Raw genomic sequence first — 16,443 nt, 5'->3', positions numbered from 1 at the left:
ATTGTTAGCAAAAAGAATAATACCTTGTTTAGATGTTAATAAAGGAAGAGTTGTAAAAGGTGTAAATTTTTTAAATCTTATTGATGCAGGAGATCCGGTAGAGATAGCATCTTTATATCAAGAGCAAGGTGCCGATGAAATAGTATTCCTTGATATTACGGCATCTGCAGAAGATAGGGATATTATTCTTGATGTTGTCAAACATACTGCAGAAACTGTTTTTATGCCTTTAACGGTCGGTGGTGGTGTAAGGTCATTAGAAGATATTAGAAAATTACTTGAAAATGGAGCAGATAAAGTATCTATCAATACTGCTGCTGTTAAACAGCCTTCCTTGGTAGAAAGTGCAGCCCTTAGATTTGGCTCATCAACAATTATAGTAGCAATAGATGCAAAAAAAGTTGCAGATAATAAATGGAAAGTATATATAAATGGTGGAAGAACGGAAACAGATTTAGATGCTGTAGAATGGGCAAAAGCAGTAGAATCCCTCGGAGCAGGAGAAATACTGCTTACATCTATGGATAAAGATGGAACAAAATCCGGTTATGATATAGAACTTACAAAAGCAGTAAGTGAAGCAGTAAAAATTCCTGTGATAGCTTCCGGTGGTGCAGGTAATAAAGAGCATTTTTATCAGGCATTTACAGAAGGAAAAGCAGATGCCTGTCTTGCAGCTTCTTTATTTCATTTCAGAGAGCTTGAAATACCTGATTTAAAATTATATCTAAAAGAAAAAGAAATAAATGTTAGATTATAAAGGAGATAAACTATGGAAAAGAAGGTATTAATATACGATACAACATTGAGAGATGGAACACAGGCAGAAGGTATAACCGTTTCTGTTGAAGATAAATTAAGAATAGCAGAAAAGCTTGCAGATTTTGGAGTTCATTATATAGAAGGTGGATGGCCAAGCTCTAATCCAAAAGATATGGAATTTTTCCAAGAAGCAAAAAAATTAAATTTAAAAAATACGAAATTAACAGCATTTGGAATGGCAAGAAGAGCTTCTCTTAAAGTAGAAAATGACCCTCAAATTCAGGATTTAATCAAAGCCGAAACACCGGCTATAACCATATTCGGTAAAAGCTGGGATTTGCATGTTACAGAAGCTTTAAAAACAACCCTTGAAAAAAATTTAGAAATGATTTATGACAGTATCTTATATCTTAAAAAATATACAGATGAAGTTATATTTGATGCAGAGCATTTTTTTGATGGATATAAAGCAAATCCGGAGTATGCAATAAAAGTTTTAAAAGTTGCAGAGGAAGCCGGAGCAGATTTCCTTGTTCTGTGCGATACAAATGGTGGAACATTACCAAATGAAGTAGAAAATATATTTAAAGCTGTAAAAGAAGCCGGTATAAAATCAAAACTTGGTATTCACGCCCATAATGATTCAGACACAGCAGTATGGAACTCAATAGTAGCAGTTTTAAATGGAGCAGTTCAGGTGCATGGCACTATAAACGGATTTGGTGAAAGATGTGGAAATGCAAATCTTTGTTCAATTATACCTAATTTATCTTTAAAACTTGGATATGAAACAGTTACAAGAGAAAATATTAAAAAATTAAAAGAAGTATCTAATTTTGTAGCAGATATTGTTAATATGCCCGTTCCAAAAAATATGCCTTATGTTGGAGATAGTGCATTTGCCCATAAAGGTGGAGTTCACGCTTCGGCAGTATTAAAAACACCAAGAAGTTATGAACATATATTACCAGAAGAAGTTGGAAATAAAAGAAAAATACTTGTTTCTGATTTGGCCGGAAAAAGCAATATTATATACAAAGCCAGAGAGCTTGGAATAGAGATAGATGAAAAAGATGAAAGAATTGCAAAAATAGTTCAGGAGATAAAAAGACTTGAAAATGAAGGATACCATTTTGAAGCGGCAGAAGCTTCCCTTGAAATACTTATAAGAAAACATTTAGAAGGTATAAAAAATTATTTTGATTTAGATGCTTACAGAGTTTTAATTGCAAGAAGATATACAGATAAATCTCCAATTTCTGAAGCAACCGTTAGAATAAAAATTGATAATGATTATGAACATACAGCATCCTTGGGAAATGGTCCTGTAAATGCCCTTGATAGAGCATTAAAGAAAGCATTAATAAATAAATATCCTTCTCTTGCAGAAGTAGAGCTTATAGATTATAAAGTTAGAATAGTAAATGAAACCGGTGGAACAGCTGCAAAAATAAGGGTTTTAATAGAAAGCAGAGATAAAGAAAAAAAATGGGGAACAGTGGGAGTTTCTGATAATATTATAGAAGCTTCATGGCAAGCTGTAGTTGATAGCCTTATTTACAAATTGATAAAAGACGGAGTATAGAATGAAAAATAGCCATGTTTTTTTATCTGTTTTACATTATCCGGCAGTAAATAAAGATAAAAAATGGATATGCACCTCTTTTACAACCCTTGATTTTCACGATATAGCAAGACCGGCAAGAACTTATGAACTTGGAGCTTATTATATAGTTCAACCATTTGAAGCACAACAATATATAATAAAGGAGCAGATAAAATACTGGACAGAAGGTTTTGGAGCATCATTTAATCCAAAACGCTCCCAAGCAGGTAGCATAGTAAAACTATCATCATCTTTAACAGAAGTGATAGAAGATATTCAAAAGAATTTCAATAAATATCCGGTTTTAATAGCAACATCTGCAAAAAGATATGAAAATACTATCTCTTATAAAGATATGAAAGAGATTATAGAGAAAAAAGAAAATCCATTTTTAATATTACTTGGAACAGGTTGGGGAATGCCGGAAGAACTTGTAAAAAGTTGTGATTATGTGTTAGAACCAATACTTGGAGCTGGTGATTATAACCATCTTTCAGTTAGAAATGCAGCAGCTATAATCCTTGATAGATTATTTTCACCAAATAGATAAAGGGGTTAGATAAAGATATGTTTTATCATATATTTTATGAATTACTCGGATTAAATATATTCAAATATATAACTTTTCGTGGATTTTATGCATTAATTACAGCATTTTTTATATCTTTAATTATTGGCCCTTATGTAATAAATAAATTAAAAGCCTTTCAAAAAAAAGAAGGCGGTTATGTAAGGCAGGATACACCAGATTGGCATCAGATGAAAAAACATACACCTACTATGGGTGGAGTTTTAATATTGTTGGTTGTAAGCCTAACATCTTTATTATGGTGTAGATTAGATAATATATATATATGGCTTTCTTTATTTACATTTCTTTCTTTTGGAATGATAGGAGCAATAGATGATTATAAAAAAATAATAGATAAAAAAGGACTTAGTTCCAAAACTAAATTTTTATTTCAAATTATAACTGCTTCTATCGTAGCTTTTATCCTTTATTATTATCCTAAGTTTAATACAACTTTATATATGCCATTTTTTAAAAATATTCATATAGATTTAGGTTATCTTTATATTCCGCTTATAATATTTATTATTGTAGGAGCTTCCAATGCAGTAAATCTAACTGATGGGCTTGATGGACTTGCAATAGGTCCTTCTCTTATATCCGTATCTACATTTGCAGTATTTGCTTTTATTGCCGGTAATGCTGTATTATCTAAATATCTTATAGTTCCTTATGTAGAAGGAAGCGGAGAATTAACCGTTTTTTTGATGGCATTGCTTGGAGCAGGGCTTGGATTTTTATGGTTTAACTCATTTCCAGCAGAGATGTTTATGGGAGATGCAGGAGCATTATCCATAGGAGCAGTTCTTGGACTTGTATCTGTGATTACAAAACAAGAGCTTGTTCTTGCACTTGTGGGAGGTATTTTTGTTATTGAAACAATATCTGTTATATTACAGGTTGGATATTACAGATTAACCGGTGGAAAGAGATTATTTAAGATGGCACCTATACACCATCATTTTGAGTTAGCAGGTATTCCGGAGCCAAAAATAGTTGTAAGGGTATGGATAATATCTATAATCTTAGCAATAATTGCCATATCTACACTTAAAATAAGATGATGAAACTAATTGATAAAATACTAATAAAAAGATTTATTAAAATATTTTTCATACTTGTTGCTATTTTTTCCCTTGTAATAATATCTTCCCAAATGCTTCATCTTCCAAAAGTTATTTATTTTATGAATATATTTGATTTTTTTCAACTTTTGATTTTGATGGAACTTTCTTTTATTAAATATCTGATATTGTTTGCTTTTTTTATATCTTCAATATTAACCGGAGCAATACTAAGAGAAAGTAATGAGATTTATGCTATATATTCATCCGGAATATCCCAACTTAGAATTTCAAAACCAATTTTTTATTTATCAATAATATTTGTAATAATAGCTTTATTTATCTCAACTTTTTTAGTTCCTTATGCAAATAGAGAAAGGGCAAAATTTTTAACAACAAATGTAAAAGCATATTTTTTAGATTCTGTAAAAGAGAAAAACTTTTTTAAAGTAGATGAAAAAATAACCATATATGTAAATGAAAAAAAAGATAAATCATTTAAAGATATATTTATATACAACAAAAATAATGGCTATCTTATAACTGCAAAATATGGAGAATTTATAGGAAACTATCTAATCCTAAAAGATGGATATCTTCAACTTCCTTCTGAAAATAGTTTTAGCTTTTTACATTTTAATGAATATAGATTTAATTTAGATGTAGAATATCTAAAACAGATAGCTATTGAAGATGCCCCTTTAACTGATTTATTTAGAAATATTCAGGAAAAAAATGAGAATTTTAATAAAAGCTTAGCTATTTTATCAGATAGATTTTTCTTCTTTGTGCCATTTTTGTTTTTCGGTGTTTCTGGATTTTTACTTGGAATAAAATTATATTCAAAAAATCAAACACTTATAGCTACTGCTGTATCAATAGGAATAGCATATATGATTATAAATTTTTATTTTGTGAAACTTATTGAGAAATCTGGATTTTCACCATTAATATATTTTATTATTCTTATCGGATTTTTCTCATCAATATTAATTTATGCAATTAAAAAAGAGTAATTTGAAAAATTGATGAAAATCAATTATTATTATTTATATATCAAATTTAAAAATGCCGGAGAAGTTGAAGTAGAAGCACCGGTTAAAAACCAAGAAATGAAAATGGAACCGGCACATCACCATCATTAATTAAAGAAATTCTGCCCTATTCCTTTTTAGGAATAGGGAGTTTAATTTTTCTATTTTTAATATAAAATATATATATGGTTTATACAGAGGATAAAAACTTATTGGTTGGTGTTCTTGTATCTTTAAATATACATGTTTTTTTATTTTTAATACTGTTTTTCTTTCCTTTTAAATATTTTCAAAATCAAATACAAGAAAAGCCTATAATTATAACTGTAGAAGAGATAAAAGAGGAAAAACAAAAAATTGAAGAAGAAATAAAAATAAAAAAAGTTATAGAAGAAAAAAAGATAGATAAAAAAGAGATAGCTCAGAAAAATATAGCAAAAGAAGAAAAATCAGAAAAAACACAAAAACCTGAAACAAAAAATAGATTAGCTTCCAATAAAAAAATAGAAGTAGAAGCAAAAAATGAAAAAATAGAAGAGGAAGAATCACCATTACTTGCAAAAATACTTGCAAATGATAAAAAATCAAAAGTAGAAGAGTCAACTGCTATAAAGAAAACAGAACTATCTTTTGGAGAAAAATTATCAAATATAGGAAAAAATGTAGAAGGAACGGCTACCGGTAGAGAAGTTATATACAGACCACCGCCACCCAAGATAAAAACATCTATTATTCAGCCGTCTGTAAGGGCTAAATTATGGATAAATCCTGATGGAAATGTTGAAAAAGTTGAACTTTTAACTATAACATCAGATGTTGAACTAAACAATCAGATAATAAATTATCTAAAAAGATGGAAATTTAATAAAATTCCAGAAAATAAAACCCAATGGGCAACCATTACAATAAATTTTGCAGTAGAATAAAATGAAAAAAAGAATATTTATATCGGTAGGGGAGATTTCCGGAGATAATTATGCATCGGAGATTATAAAATTACTTCCAGAATATGAATGGGTAGGAATAACCGGCCCTAAAATGAGACAGGCCGGATGCAAATCCGTAGAAGGAATAGAGAATATATCGGTAGTAGGAATAACAGAAGCAATCTCAAAATATTTTCATATAAAAAACACATTTAAAAAAGCAGTAGAAGAATTAAAAAATAATATTGATTTATTAATTGTTGTAGATTTCCCCGGATTTAATATTAAACTTCTTGAAGAAGCAAAAAAGTTAAATATTAAAACGGTATATTTTATATCTCCACAAATATGGGCATGGGGATATAAAAGAATTCATAAAATAGTAAAATATACAGATATTTTAATCTCAATACTTCCATTTGAAGAAAATTATTATAAAGATTTTGTAAATCAGGATTTTAAATATATTTATGTAGGACATCCACTTCTTGATATAGTAGAATATCAGGAAACAGAAGAAAGTTTTAAAGAAAAGCTAAATATAGATAAAGATAAAATTTTAATTGGATTACTTGCCGGTAGCAGGGAAAATGAGATAAAAAATCTACTTCCTATAATTTTAGATTCAGCAAAAATATTAAATCAAAAATATAAAAATTTGCATTTTATAATACCGGCAACTGCCAATATGATAGATAAAGTTTTAGAAAAAGTTAAAAATTATCAAGATTTACCGTTATCAGTAATCACAAATATAAAAAATGAGAAAATACCTTATTTCCCATACGCTTCCTATGAAGTTATGAAACATTCAAAATTTAGTATAATAACTTCTGGAACAGCTACCCTTGAAGCTGCAATTATAGGAAATCCATTTATAATAATATACAAAGTTAGTCCAATTACTTATTTTATAGGGAAAATGCTTGTTTCTATAAAATATATAGGACTTCCAAATATAATAGCCGGAAAAGAGATAATAAAAGAATTAATCCAAAATGATTGCAATATAGAAAATATTGTAAAATATACAGAAAAATATATAACTGATGAAAATCTTTATCAAGAAACAAAAAAAGAGCTAAAAGAATTAAAAAATAAACTTGGAGAAAAGGGAGCATTACAAAAAACAGCAAAAATTATAAAAAATATCTTGGAGGAAGGAAAATGATAAAAACTCCATTTGTGGCTGTTGATGGAATAATAAAAATATTTGATAAAGATGAAAATTTTAAAGGAATAGTTTTGATAGAAAGAAAAAATCCACCTTATGGATTGGCTTTGCCGGGAGGATTTGTTGATATAGGAGAAACAACAGAAGAAGCATTGATTAGAGAGATGAAAGAAGAAACAGATTTAGATGTAATAATAACTAAATTACACGGCGTTTATTCTAAACCTGATAGAGACCCAAGATTTCATACTGTTTCTATCGTTTATATCTGTAAAGCTTACGGAGAACCAAAGGGCAAAGATGATGCAAAAAAGGCTTCTATATATAAATTAGAAGAGATACCTTTTGAAAAACTTGTATTTGACCACGGAAAAATTTTAAAAGATTTCTTAGAAAGATAAATATTTGCTTTATATTTTAGATTAGTTTATAATTAAAATGTAAAAAAAACTAATATCCGGAGGAGATAATGGCAGTAGAAAGAACTCTTGTTTTAGCAAAACCTGATGCTGTAAGAAAAAATGTTGTAGGTAAAATTATTGCAAGATTTGAAGATGAAGGTTTTAAATTGGTAGCATTGAAAAAATTAAAACTTACAAAAGAACAGGCAGGACAGTTTTATATTGTTCATAAAGAAAGACCTTTTTATGATGAACTTTGTGAGTTTATGTCTTCCGGACCAATTGTAGCTATGGTTTGGGAAGGAGAAAATGCAATAGCAAGAGTTAGAGCTATTATGGGAGCTACAGACCCTGCAAAAGCAGAAGAAGGAACATTGAGAAAATTATATGGTTCTAATGTCGGAGAAAATGCAGTCCATGGCTCTGATTCGGTAGAATCTGCAAATTATGAAATTCCATTTTTCTTTAGTGGGCTTGAGTTAATTGGATAGATATTTATATTTTTTAATCTTTTTAATATTGGGATTTTTGATAGGGGCATCGGTATTTTTTACATTTATCGTTGCTCCTTTACTTTTTTCACATTTTAATCACAGATTAGCCGGAGAAATAACAAATATTATATTTCCTTATTATTTTGGAATTGGTTGGATACTTGGAATTGTGATATACACAATTATTGCAATTTTATCTACAAAAAATAAAGAAATACTTAGGAAATTAAAATATTTTGTAATTGGAATATCAATTTATATCATATCATCTATGGCACTTCATAAAGCTATATTGCCAATAGGACAAACATTAAATAGCCAATATTATCAACTTTTAGATGAGAAAAAAGAACCGGAAGCCGAGCAAATAAAAGAAAAATTCAAAACTATCCATTCAATCTCTTCTGCCATCAATCTTTTTAATATAATCTTGCTTTTATTCCTTTTTTATAATTTATACACAACCAAAAAGGAAGAATTGTAGAAAATAATATTTGATTTTCTATAAAAAATGTCCTAAAATTATAAGAAAAATATTAATTGAATAAAAAATATTTATACCAAAACCGATATGAAATAATATTAATAAATTTGATGTATGAAAAAGATAATACAGGAAATTAAAAAATTCTTTGTTTAAAAAATTAACTCTCATTATTCTTCGGTATTGGTATTATAGCACAAAAATAATATGAATTTAAATTAATTTTTGCAGGAGAAGTTTATCATGAGAAACACAAAGAACAATCTTGATTTCACTATACCGTCTATTACTTCTGCAATTTCTCTATTAGAACTTAATAATATTCCGGAATCAACAAGACAAGGGTTATTAGATTTAGATAATTTATTAAGAGAATCTTTAAGAAGAATAAATCAAGATATCTCTCAAAGACAAGGTTTTATTTATGAGTATTTGGAAAGTTATAAATTCAACCAAGATGCAGCATTAAAAGGAGAAAATTTTAGAAGTTATGTCACTTCTTCAATTAAAGGGAATGGAACTCATCCTGCTGATATAGTAATTGCTCCAAAAGATTTAGAAGGTATTGATGTTATAAATAAAGCATTAACTTATTTCCAGTTAAAATCTTCATCTTCTCATATGTATCCTGCAAAAGAATTTTTTAGAGATGATTACTCCGGAATGAGAAGAATAACAAATCCGGAACATATAGATAGAATTAAAGAACTTTATGAAAAAAGATATTTATCAGGAAATATATATCAAGGAAAATATAAGGAACTTTTAGAAACTTTGGATAAAGAAATATCTTATAAAGGAGTTAAGTCCGGAGGAACTTCTTATAATGAAGTCCTTTATGTTACAGAAAATACAGAAAAATTTGTAAGAAATGAAAAGCTAAAATTATATTTGAGAGAAGGTGGAGAACTTACTTTATTCGCAGCAGGAACAGCTTTTGCCTTAACACTTGCAACTGAAACTATTGTTAAGAAAAGTATAGATAAAGAAAGCGTATCTAAGGCATTAAAATCTGCCGGAAAAACCGGAGCTATATCTTCGTTATCTTATATTCTTGGTAAAGGATTGAATAATACTCCTGTTGTAGGAGCTATATCTAAAACAATTATTACCGGAATAGAATCATTACATTTGGTATTAAAAGGAGAAATTACAGCTACGGAAGGCTCAATTAGAGTGGCTAAAACAGCAACTGAATCATTAAATTCATTATACTATGCAGGAGTTGGAGCTGTTGTTGCAGGTCCTGTAGGTGCAGTTTTAGGTGGGTTGCTTGGGTATGCTTTTGGTCATTTATCCTTTGGATATCTTGAAAATTTAATAAGAGTAAATAAAATTAAAGAGCAACAAACAAAAGAGGCATTTTTAGCTTTAGAAATTTTTAAAAACGAGTTAAGAAGTAGAGTAGATCTTTTATTACTCCATTTATCTTATATAGAGGAGTTAATTAAAGAAGGAAATAAAATTTTGAAAAACTATATACAAACTGATGATGAAAAATATCTTGATATGTTTTGTGATTTATTTAATTTAAGAAAAATAGATAATGATGAATTTGAAAGAAGATTTTATAGTGATAAACCTTTAATTTTATAAAAAAATTTAGGAGGTATGTGTTATGTTGCCATTTTTACTTTTAGCAGGAGCCGCTTTAGCTGCAGGAGCAGGTGTAAAAAAAGGTCTTGATGCATTGGAAAAAAATGAGGAAATTAAGGAAATTGCAAATTACATTAAGGAAAATGATAAAAAAACAAAAAGAAAGTTTTTAAGAGCTAAGGATGAAGTTCAATCAGCAGCCGATAATGCGAAAATTATTATGAAAGAAGTTTATGGAATAAAACTTCCACATTTGTATAACTTAATCTCAAGTATAAAAAATATTGAAGGTTCTATAAGAAAAAATGAATTAAAAAGCGATGTTAATTTAAACTTAGGAAGAGTGAAAACAGAAATAATGGAATTAAAAGATATATTAACCGGTATTGGAACATCTTTAGCTTCAGGAGTAGCAGCCGGAGTTGCTTCAAATGTATTAATTACAAATCTTGTTATGAGTATAGGAGTAGCATCAACAGGAACAGCTCTTAGTGCTTTAAGCGGAGCAGCAGCAACCAATGCATTTTTGGCATTTTTAGGAGGAGGTTCATTAGCAGCAGGTGGTGGAGGAATGGCTTTAGGCTCTATTGTTTTAGGTGGAATTACTTTTGCTCCGGCCATTTTAATCGGTGGATTTATAATGGATGAAAAAATGAAAGGCAAACTTGAAGATGCAAAGCAAGAACTTGCAAAAGCGGAAAAAGTTTTTGAAGCACGAAGAGAAGGAGTTAGATTTTATAATAAACTATCAAGTTTGATAAAAGAATATTCTAATTTAATGTATAACCTTAGTATGATAGTAGATAGAGAAATTAATAGAGTAAATGATATTATTAGAAGATATGGTTATAATGCTTTTGATTATGATATGGTAGCAATGGAAGAAATAAGAAAAGCTTTCAAAGTGTTAAGCATAGGAGCACAACTTGGAAAACTTGAAATTATTAAAAGCAACGGAGTTATTAATAAGGATTTTGGAAGAAAATTACAGGAACATAAATTAGTACTTGGAAACTTAGAATAAGTTGCAAGAACGCCCTTTATGGGCGTTTTTCTGCTTTCTCAATAATTTTAGAGGTAAAGTTAAAAAATGGATTTTATTTTATCTTTTTTTATTCTATTTTATCTTTTTATTGAAGTTATTTTTTAAGCTTCCAAGTTTTATCTAAATCTATGCTAAAATATTAAAAAGTTTTTTTGTTTTTGTGTGAGGTAATTTATGGCTGTTATTAAATTCCGGAAAAAAGATGATGATAATAATGAGAAAAAAGAAGAAGAAAAATTAGAGCAGATTGTAGAAGATGAGTCTTTAAGAATAAAACAAGCAGTAGAAGAGTATATTCTTACAAATTTTGCAGTTAAAAATGTTCTTGGAATGGATATAGTATATAAAATAAATAAAAATGATATTGGAGTAATTGGATTAGTGGCTTATGAGCATAAGAGAAGAGAAGGAGTTTTTACAGCAGATTTTATAGCAAAAGGTTCAAAAATAAAAGATAAATTTGTGATAGATAACCTTGCATTTTCTCAAGGAGAGCCATATTTATATAATCAGATATTAAATATTTTGAAAGCAAAAAATTGTTTACCGCAAATAAATTAGGAGTAATTAAAAATGGGATTACCATCATTAAGAATAGGAAAATATGAAATACAATATCCGATAATACAGGGTGGAATGGGAGTAGGAATATCTTGGGAAAATCTTGCCGGAAATGTTTCAAAAAATGGCTGTCTTGGTGTAGTTTCTTCGGTAGGAACCGGATATAGACATCCTAATTATGTAAGATTAAAAGATGGAAGACCGGTAGGAAGTTTAAATATTCATAATAAACAGGCTTTACAGCAGATTATAAGAGATGCAAAAGATATAGCCGGTGGAGAAAAAGCTGTAATAGGTGTAAATATATTATGTGCCATAACAGATTATGGCAGGGTTGTAAGAGATTCTATTGAAGCCGGAGCAAATATAATAATTTCCGGTGCAGGGCTTCCACTTAGATTGCCTGAGTATGCAGAAGGAAGCGATGCTGCACTTGTTCCAATAGTTTCTTCAGCAAGGGCATTAAGAGTAATATGCAAGCATTGGAAAAAGAAATATAATAGATTACCGGATGCGGTAGTTCTTGAAGGGCCATTATCCGGTGGGCATCAAGGAATACCTTATGAAGATTGTTTTAAACCTGAATATCAGCTTGAAAATCTATTTGTTGAAGTAATGAAAGAAAGAGATTTATGGGGAAATTTTCCTATAATAGTAGCCGGTGGAATATGGAGCAAAGAAGATATAGAATGGTATATATCACAAGGAGCAGCTGGCGTTCAGATGGGAACAAGATTTGTAGGCACTTATGAATGCGATGCATCTATGGAATTTAAAAAAGTTATAATCAATGCAAAAAAAGAAGATATAGTTTTACTTAAATCTCCGGTAGGTTATCCTGCAAGAGGAATAGTAACAAAATTAATAAAAGATATAGAAAGAGGAACAGCTCCAGAAGTTAAATGTATATCTAACTGCGTAGTCCCTTGCAATCACGGAGAAGAAGCAAAAAAAGTAGGATATTGTATAGCTGATAGATTAGGAGATGCATATCTTGGAAGATATGAAACAGGCTTATTTTTCAGCGGTTCTAATGGATACAGAATAAAAAGATTAGTCCATGTAAAAGATTTAATCAGAGAGCTTGTTGAAGGAATACCTTCCGGACAAGAAGAACCGGAAAACCAAGAAGCAGAGGTAGCAAAATAATTTGGATAATTTTAGTTTTATTACTACTATATATAGCATATTTTGAATTTAAACCGGTTAAAAAACTAAATCTACATAATATTGAGTGTGAAGCTTTTGAAAAACCAAGTATTTATACATATAAAGTAATATCCCATATTCACACTCAATTTTCTTTTGATTCTCTTGGAAAACCTTCTGATATAAAAAAAGCGATGGAGATAAATCAGATAGATTTTGTTTTAATTACAGACCATAATAACTCAGATTATAAATATTTTGAAGATGAAAAAATCTTTGCCGGAGAAGAAAGAAACACAGAAGATGGAAGATTACTTCTTCTTGGAAATAAAATACCGGTAATATCTCACCCTAACAATTTTGAGTTTGAGCATTATAGATGGAAGGGAGAATTTAAAAAGGATTATCTATATGAGATTATAAATATTAAAGATATTGTTGTTTGGAATAAATTAATTACAGGGCTTTCTTTAATTAAAAATTTATTAATATTTCCGATAACAAGAAATATAATCCATAAATGGAATAGCTTAATTCCGGCAGATAAATGGATAGAGCTTTATTTTAACAGGGCAAAAGGTTTAAAAATAATAGGTGGAACTGATTTACATATAAAAGTAGTTTATCAAGAAAGAACCCATGGTTTAATGATACCTTCATATAAATCCGGATTTAAATGGCTTATAAATATTGTTTATTCTACGCATCCGATAGAAAATAAAGACCAGCTACTAAATGCTTTAAAAAATGGCAATCTGTATATATCTTTAAAACAAAATTTTTTCAATATCTGGGCAGAAAAAGATAATAAAATATATATCCTCGGTGAAGAAATACCCTTAGATAGTAATATATATTTTGAATTTAATAAAAAGAAAAAAGTAGCAATCTTAAAAAAAGATAATATACCGGTTTTAATTACAGAGAAAGATTATTTTAAATATAAAGCAAAAGAAAAAGGAGATTATCATTTAGAGCTTTATGAGTATGATTTTAAATTATTTGGATATTATTTTGGATTTAGATTAATCGGAATAACTAACTTTTTTAAGGTGGTTTAATGATACCAAACGATTGGGAAACAAGAATAAAATGGAATGTAAAGCTATTTTATCTGATTAATAATAAAAGATTTTCTTTTCTTGATAAATTTTATAAATATTACTACTATATGGGAAAAAGTTATTCTTTGCCGATTTATATCTTTATATTTTGGTATTTTTCAAATATAAAGAGTATTTATGCTTTATTTATTGGCTTATTAATTACCGGTATTTTAATGCCTTCTATAAAATATACTTTTAAACATAAAAGACCTTCTTCTTTACTTGAAAATGTAAATCTGCTTGAGCCGGTTTCTCTCAAAAGTTTTCCATCAGCAGATACTGCTTATGCTTTTACTATTTTTGCTGTATCTTTATTTTTTTTACCAATATATATTGTCATAATTTTACTGATAAATGCGTTAATAATATCTTACGGAAGGATATATATGGGAGCACATTTTCCGGTAGATGTTATTGTTGGAGCATTAATTGGATTTTTTGATGGAGTTATTGCAAATTTAATTATCAGGAATATATTATCATAGCAATTGAATATGGGGGCGATTCGGGTTCGACGGCAGCATTAGGCTGCGGGAAGCATGCCGGAGAAGGCGACTCCGTAAAAAACCAAAAACAAACAATTCCCGAACGCGAACTCGCACTCGCTGCTTAATTAACGCAGCGACGTCCTCTATGGCTTGCCTGTAGGCTGTAGAAGGGCGTAAGAGATACAGGCTACTGAAAGCCGAGCTCCTCTTAAGGCTTTCGGGAAATTTTAAGAGGATAGTCTATAAACCGGTGCCTGTGCCGGTTTATAGGCGAAACTTTCTCACAGGCTAAGCATGTAGATGCCCAACTGCTGGGATGCTGTCGGACGGGGGTTCGATTCCCCCCGCCTCCACTTATAATTCTCAAATTCTCAATAATTTTCTCTCTAAATCAAAAAATTTATGTTATAATATTTTTCTGTATTTTTAGAAGAAGGAGGAATGAAGTAGATGTATGCTGTTATAAAAACCGGTGGAAAGCAATATAAAGTAGAAAAGGGAACATTATTAAAAGTTGAAAAATTATGTGCAAATGTGGGAGATAGCATAGAATTACCGGCTATCTTTGTTAAAGATGAAAATGGAAATATAAAAACAGAAGGAAAAGTTAAAGCTCAGGTATTAAAACATGATAAACATAAAAAAGTTTTAGTATTTCATTTTAAAAGAAAGAAACATTATGATAAATTAAACGGACATAGACAACCTTATACATTAATTAAAATTGAAGAAATTAGTTAAGGAGGAATAAAAGATGGCATCTAAGGCAAGTGGTGGTTCAACCCGTAATGGTCGCGATAGTATATCTAAGCGTCTGGGAGTAAAAAGATACGATGGTCAAATAGTTAGAGCCGGAAATATTCTTGTAAGACAAAGAGGAACAAAAATATATCCCGGAAAAAATGTAGGAATGGGAAAAGATTACACTCTTTTTGCATTAATAGATGGTCAAGTTAAATTTGAAACATCAAAAGGGAAAAAAGTAGTTAGCGTATACCCTGTTGCTCAATAAAAAGAATGCCCGAAAGGGCATTTTTTCTTAAAAAATGGATTATCTGCAGAAAAAAGCAAAAATTATACAATCCATAAGAAATTATTTTATAAATACAGATTCCTTAGAAGTTTTCACAGATATTATTCAATATTATCCAAATTTAGACAGCAATATATATCCGGTAGAACTTACTATTTATAACGAAAAAAAAGAACCAATTCAGGCATTTCTTCATACTTCACCAGAAATCCAGATGAAAAAAATACTTTCTAAAATTAAAAAAGATATTTTTCAGATAACAAAAGTTTTTAGAAATTATGAAGGCTCTTATAAACACAAAATAGAATTTACAATGCTTGAATGGTATAGAGTAGGATATAACCTAAATGATTTAATGGAAGATACAAAAAATCTTTTTATCTATACGGCAATTAATATAAATAAAAAACCAAAAATAGATTATAAAGGAAAGATTTTTGATTTAACAGATTGGGAAAAAATTACGGTGGAAGAAGCTTTTTATAGATATACGAATGTATATTTGGATAATATAAATAGTATGAATAAATTTTTAAAAGAAAAAGAAAATTTTAAAGGTAGTGATGATTGGGAAGAGCTGTTTTTTAGAATATATGCATTTTATGTTGAGCCTTTTCTTGGAGTAGATAAGCCTACTTTTATATATGATTATCCAAAACAACTTGGGTTATTATCTAAGGTAGAAAATAATAAAGCTAAAAGATTTGAAGCATATATAGATGGAATAGAACTTGTAAATGGTTATTATGAAGCTACTGATTATCAATATGTTTATGATATATTGAAAAATGATATTATAAAAAAGGAAAAAGAAACAGGTATAAAATATAAAATTGATGATGAATTTTTAGATGCAATAAAAAATTTGCCTGAATGTAGCGGAGCGTCTCTTGGTGTTGATAGGTTTATAATGATTTTACTGAATAAAGATTCTATACATTTTTGAGGA

Annotated in this window: 19 protein-coding genes and 1 other RNA gene; all 20 read left to right on the top strand. The window is 29.1% G+C overall.

All coding sequences use genetic code 11. From position 1 onward, the window contains the following. Position 1: 1 nt before the first annotated feature. The 20 genes from hisF (at position 2) to epmA (ending at position 16,440) form a co-directional block, all read left to right on the top strand. Positions 2 to 760 carry an imidazole glycerol phosphate synthase subunit HisF gene (gene hisF / locus QOR43_RS06035; protein WP_265134725.1) on the top strand — a complete coding sequence of 253 codons (759 nt, stop codon included), beginning with the start codon at positions 2 to 4 and terminating at the stop codon, positions 758 to 760. 12 nt (positions 761 to 772) lie between these two features. Then, complete coding sequence (gene cimA / locus QOR43_RS06030; protein ID WP_265134726.1) at positions 773 to 2,347, top strand: citramalate synthase; 1,575 nt, start codon at positions 773 to 775, stop codon at positions 2,345 to 2,347. 1 nt (position 2,348) lies between these two features. Next, positions 2,349 to 2,918 carry an RNA methyltransferase gene (locus QOR43_RS06025; RefSeq protein ID WP_265134727.1) on the top strand — a complete coding sequence of 190 codons (570 nt, stop codon included), beginning with the start codon at positions 2,349 to 2,351 and terminating at the stop codon, positions 2,916 to 2,918. A gap of 17 nt (positions 2,919 to 2,935) precedes the next feature. Beyond that, positions 2,936 to 4,003 carry a phospho-N-acetylmuramoyl-pentapeptide-transferase gene (gene mraY / locus QOR43_RS06020; RefSeq protein WP_265134728.1) on the top strand — a complete coding sequence of 356 codons (1,068 nt, stop codon included), beginning with the start codon at positions 2,936 to 2,938 and terminating at the stop codon, positions 4,001 to 4,003. After that, a complete protein-coding gene (locus QOR43_RS06015) occupies positions 4,000 to 5,019 on the top strand; it encodes an LptF/LptG family permease (protein ID WP_283571450.1) in 1,020 nt (339 codons plus the stop codon). The genes mraY and QOR43_RS06015 overlap by 4 nt, the downstream gene beginning before the upstream one ends. Before the next feature lie 203 nt (positions 5,020 to 5,222). Continuing rightward, positions 5,223 to 5,963 (top strand): TonB family protein, encoded by a 741-nt coding sequence (locus QOR43_RS06010; RefSeq protein WP_265134730.1) that lies wholly within the window; start codon positions 5,223 to 5,225, stop codon positions 5,961 to 5,963. A gap of 1 nt (position 5,964) precedes the next feature. Then, positions 5,965 to 7,134, top strand: coding sequence for a lipid-A-disaccharide synthase (gene lpxB / locus QOR43_RS06005; RefSeq protein ID WP_265134731.1), 1,170 nt, complete (start codon positions 5,965 to 5,967; stop codon positions 7,132 to 7,134). Continuing rightward, on the top strand, positions 7,131 to 7,538 hold the full coding sequence (locus tag QOR43_RS06000; RefSeq protein WP_265134732.1) for an NUDIX domain-containing protein: 408 nt from the start codon (positions 7,131 to 7,133) through the stop codon (positions 7,536 to 7,538). Before lpxB ends, QOR43_RS06000 begins: the two co-directional genes overlap by 4 nt. Positions 7,539 to 7,606: 68 nt before the next feature. After that, on the top strand, positions 7,607 to 8,029 hold the full coding sequence (gene ndk / locus QOR43_RS05995) for a nucleoside-diphosphate kinase (protein ID WP_265134733.1): 423 nt from the start codon (positions 7,607 to 7,609) through the stop codon (positions 8,027 to 8,029). Then, positions 8,022 to 8,516 (top strand): DUF4149 domain-containing protein, encoded by a 495-nt coding sequence (locus QOR43_RS05990; RefSeq protein ID WP_265134734.1) that lies wholly within the window; start codon positions 8,022 to 8,024, stop codon positions 8,514 to 8,516. The genes ndk and QOR43_RS05990 overlap by 8 nt, the downstream gene beginning before the upstream one ends. A gap of 243 nt (positions 8,517 to 8,759) precedes the next feature. Next, a complete protein-coding gene (locus QOR43_RS05985) occupies positions 8,760 to 10,112 on the top strand; it encodes a hypothetical protein (RefSeq protein WP_265134735.1) in 1,353 nt (450 codons plus the stop codon). A 22-nt stretch (positions 10,113 to 10,134) separates the two neighbouring features. Next, positions 10,135 to 11,136, top strand: coding sequence for a hypothetical protein (locus QOR43_RS05980; protein WP_265134736.1), 1,002 nt, complete (start codon positions 10,135 to 10,137; stop codon positions 11,134 to 11,136). Between the two features lie 195 nt (positions 11,137 to 11,331). Then, positions 11,332 to 11,718, top strand: coding sequence for a hypothetical protein (locus tag QOR43_RS05975; protein WP_265134737.1), 387 nt, complete (start codon positions 11,332 to 11,334; stop codon positions 11,716 to 11,718). A 12-nt stretch (positions 11,719 to 11,730) separates the two neighbouring features. Continuing rightward, positions 11,731 to 12,867, top strand: coding sequence for a nitronate monooxygenase (locus tag QOR43_RS05970; protein WP_265134739.1), 1,137 nt, complete (start codon positions 11,731 to 11,733; stop codon positions 12,865 to 12,867). 194 nt (positions 12,868 to 13,061) lie between these two features. Beyond that, positions 13,062 to 13,928, top strand: coding sequence for a phosphoesterase (locus QOR43_RS05965; RefSeq protein ID WP_265134740.1), 867 nt, complete (start codon positions 13,062 to 13,064; stop codon positions 13,926 to 13,928). Next, positions 13,928 to 14,458 (top strand): phosphatase PAP2 family protein, encoded by a 531-nt coding sequence (locus QOR43_RS05960; protein WP_265134741.1) that lies wholly within the window; start codon positions 13,928 to 13,930, stop codon positions 14,456 to 14,458. Before QOR43_RS05965 ends, QOR43_RS05960 begins: the two co-directional genes overlap by 1 nt. A gap of 11 nt (positions 14,459 to 14,469) precedes the next feature. Further along, positions 14,470 to 14,817, top strand: a transfer-messenger RNA (tmRNA) gene (ssrA, locus tag QOR43_RS05955). A 94-nt stretch (positions 14,818 to 14,911) separates the two neighbouring features. Next, positions 14,912 to 15,202 carry a 50S ribosomal protein L21 gene (rplU, locus tag QOR43_RS05950; RefSeq protein WP_265134743.1) on the top strand — a complete coding sequence of 97 codons (291 nt, stop codon included), beginning with the start codon at positions 14,912 to 14,914 and terminating at the stop codon, positions 15,200 to 15,202. A gap of 13 nt (positions 15,203 to 15,215) precedes the next feature. Then, on the top strand, positions 15,216 to 15,473 hold the full coding sequence (rpmA, locus tag QOR43_RS05945) for a 50S ribosomal protein L27 (protein ID WP_265134744.1): 258 nt from the start codon (positions 15,216 to 15,218) through the stop codon (positions 15,471 to 15,473). Between the two features lie 34 nt (positions 15,474 to 15,507). Continuing rightward, the gene (epmA, locus tag QOR43_RS05940; protein ID WP_265134745.1) at positions 15,508 to 16,440 is read left to right on the top strand and encodes an elongation factor P--(R)-beta-lysine ligase; all 933 of its coding nucleotides are present in this window, start codon (positions 15,508 to 15,510) and stop codon (positions 16,438 to 16,440) included. Positions 16,441 to 16,443 lie beyond the last annotated feature (3 nt).

Source organism: Venenivibrio stagnispumantis (assembly GCF_900182795.1).
Lineage (GTDB): Bacteria > Aquificota > Aquificia > Aquificales > Hydrogenothermaceae > Venenivibrio > Venenivibrio stagnispumantis.
The sequence above is the reverse complement of the archived record's forward strand: the minus strand, read 5'-3'. Positions and strand labels throughout refer to the sequence as shown.

Excerpts from the sequence above, each read along its gene's own strand:
- cimA (WP_265134726.1), top strand. The coding sequence starts at position 773 with ATGGAAAAGAAGGTATTAATATACGATACAACATTGAGAGATGGAACA.
- QOR43_RS06025 (WP_265134727.1), top strand. The coding sequence starts at position 2,349 with ATGAAAAATAGCCATGTTTTTTTATCTGTTTTACATTATCCGGCAGTA.
- mraY (WP_265134728.1), top strand. The coding sequence starts at position 2,936 with ATGTTTTATCATATATTTTATGAATTACTCGGATTAAATATATTCAAA.
- QOR43_RS06015 (WP_283571450.1), top strand. The coding sequence starts at position 4,000 with ATGATGAAACTAATTGATAAAATACTAATAAAAAGATTTATTAAAATA.
- QOR43_RS06010 (WP_265134730.1), top strand. The coding sequence starts at position 5,223 with ATGGTTTATACAGAGGATAAAAACTTATTGGTTGGTGTTCTTGTATCT.
- lpxB (WP_265134731.1), top strand. The coding sequence starts at position 5,965 with ATGAAAAAAAGAATATTTATATCGGTAGGGGAGATTTCCGGAGATAAT.
- QOR43_RS06000 (WP_265134732.1), top strand. The coding sequence starts at position 7,131 with ATGATAAAAACTCCATTTGTGGCTGTTGATGGAATAATAAAAATATTT.
- ndk (WP_265134733.1), top strand. The coding sequence starts at position 7,607 with ATGGCAGTAGAAAGAACTCTTGTTTTAGCAAAACCTGATGCTGTAAGA.
- QOR43_RS05985 (WP_265134735.1), top strand. The coding sequence starts at position 8,760 with ATGAGAAACACAAAGAACAATCTTGATTTCACTATACCGTCTATTACT.
- QOR43_RS05980 (WP_265134736.1), top strand. The coding sequence starts at position 10,135 with ATGTTGCCATTTTTACTTTTAGCAGGAGCCGCTTTAGCTGCAGGAGCA.
- QOR43_RS05975 (WP_265134737.1), top strand. The coding sequence starts at position 11,332 with ATGGCTGTTATTAAATTCCGGAAAAAAGATGATGATAATAATGAGAAA.
- QOR43_RS05970 (WP_265134739.1), top strand. The coding sequence starts at position 11,731 with ATGGGATTACCATCATTAAGAATAGGAAAATATGAAATACAATATCCG.
- QOR43_RS05965 (WP_265134740.1), top strand. The coding sequence starts at position 13,062 with ATGGAGATAAATCAGATAGATTTTGTTTTAATTACAGACCATAATAAC.
- QOR43_RS05960 (WP_265134741.1), top strand. The coding sequence starts at position 13,928 with ATGATACCAAACGATTGGGAAACAAGAATAAAATGGAATGTAAAGCTA.
- rplU (WP_265134743.1), top strand. The coding sequence starts at position 14,912 with ATGTATGCTGTTATAAAAACCGGTGGAAAGCAATATAAAGTAGAAAAG.
- rpmA (WP_265134744.1), top strand. The coding sequence starts at position 15,216 with ATGGCATCTAAGGCAAGTGGTGGTTCAACCCGTAATGGTCGCGATAGT.
- epmA (WP_265134745.1), top strand. The coding sequence starts at position 15,508 with ATGGATTATCTGCAGAAAAAAGCAAAAATTATACAATCCATAAGAAAT.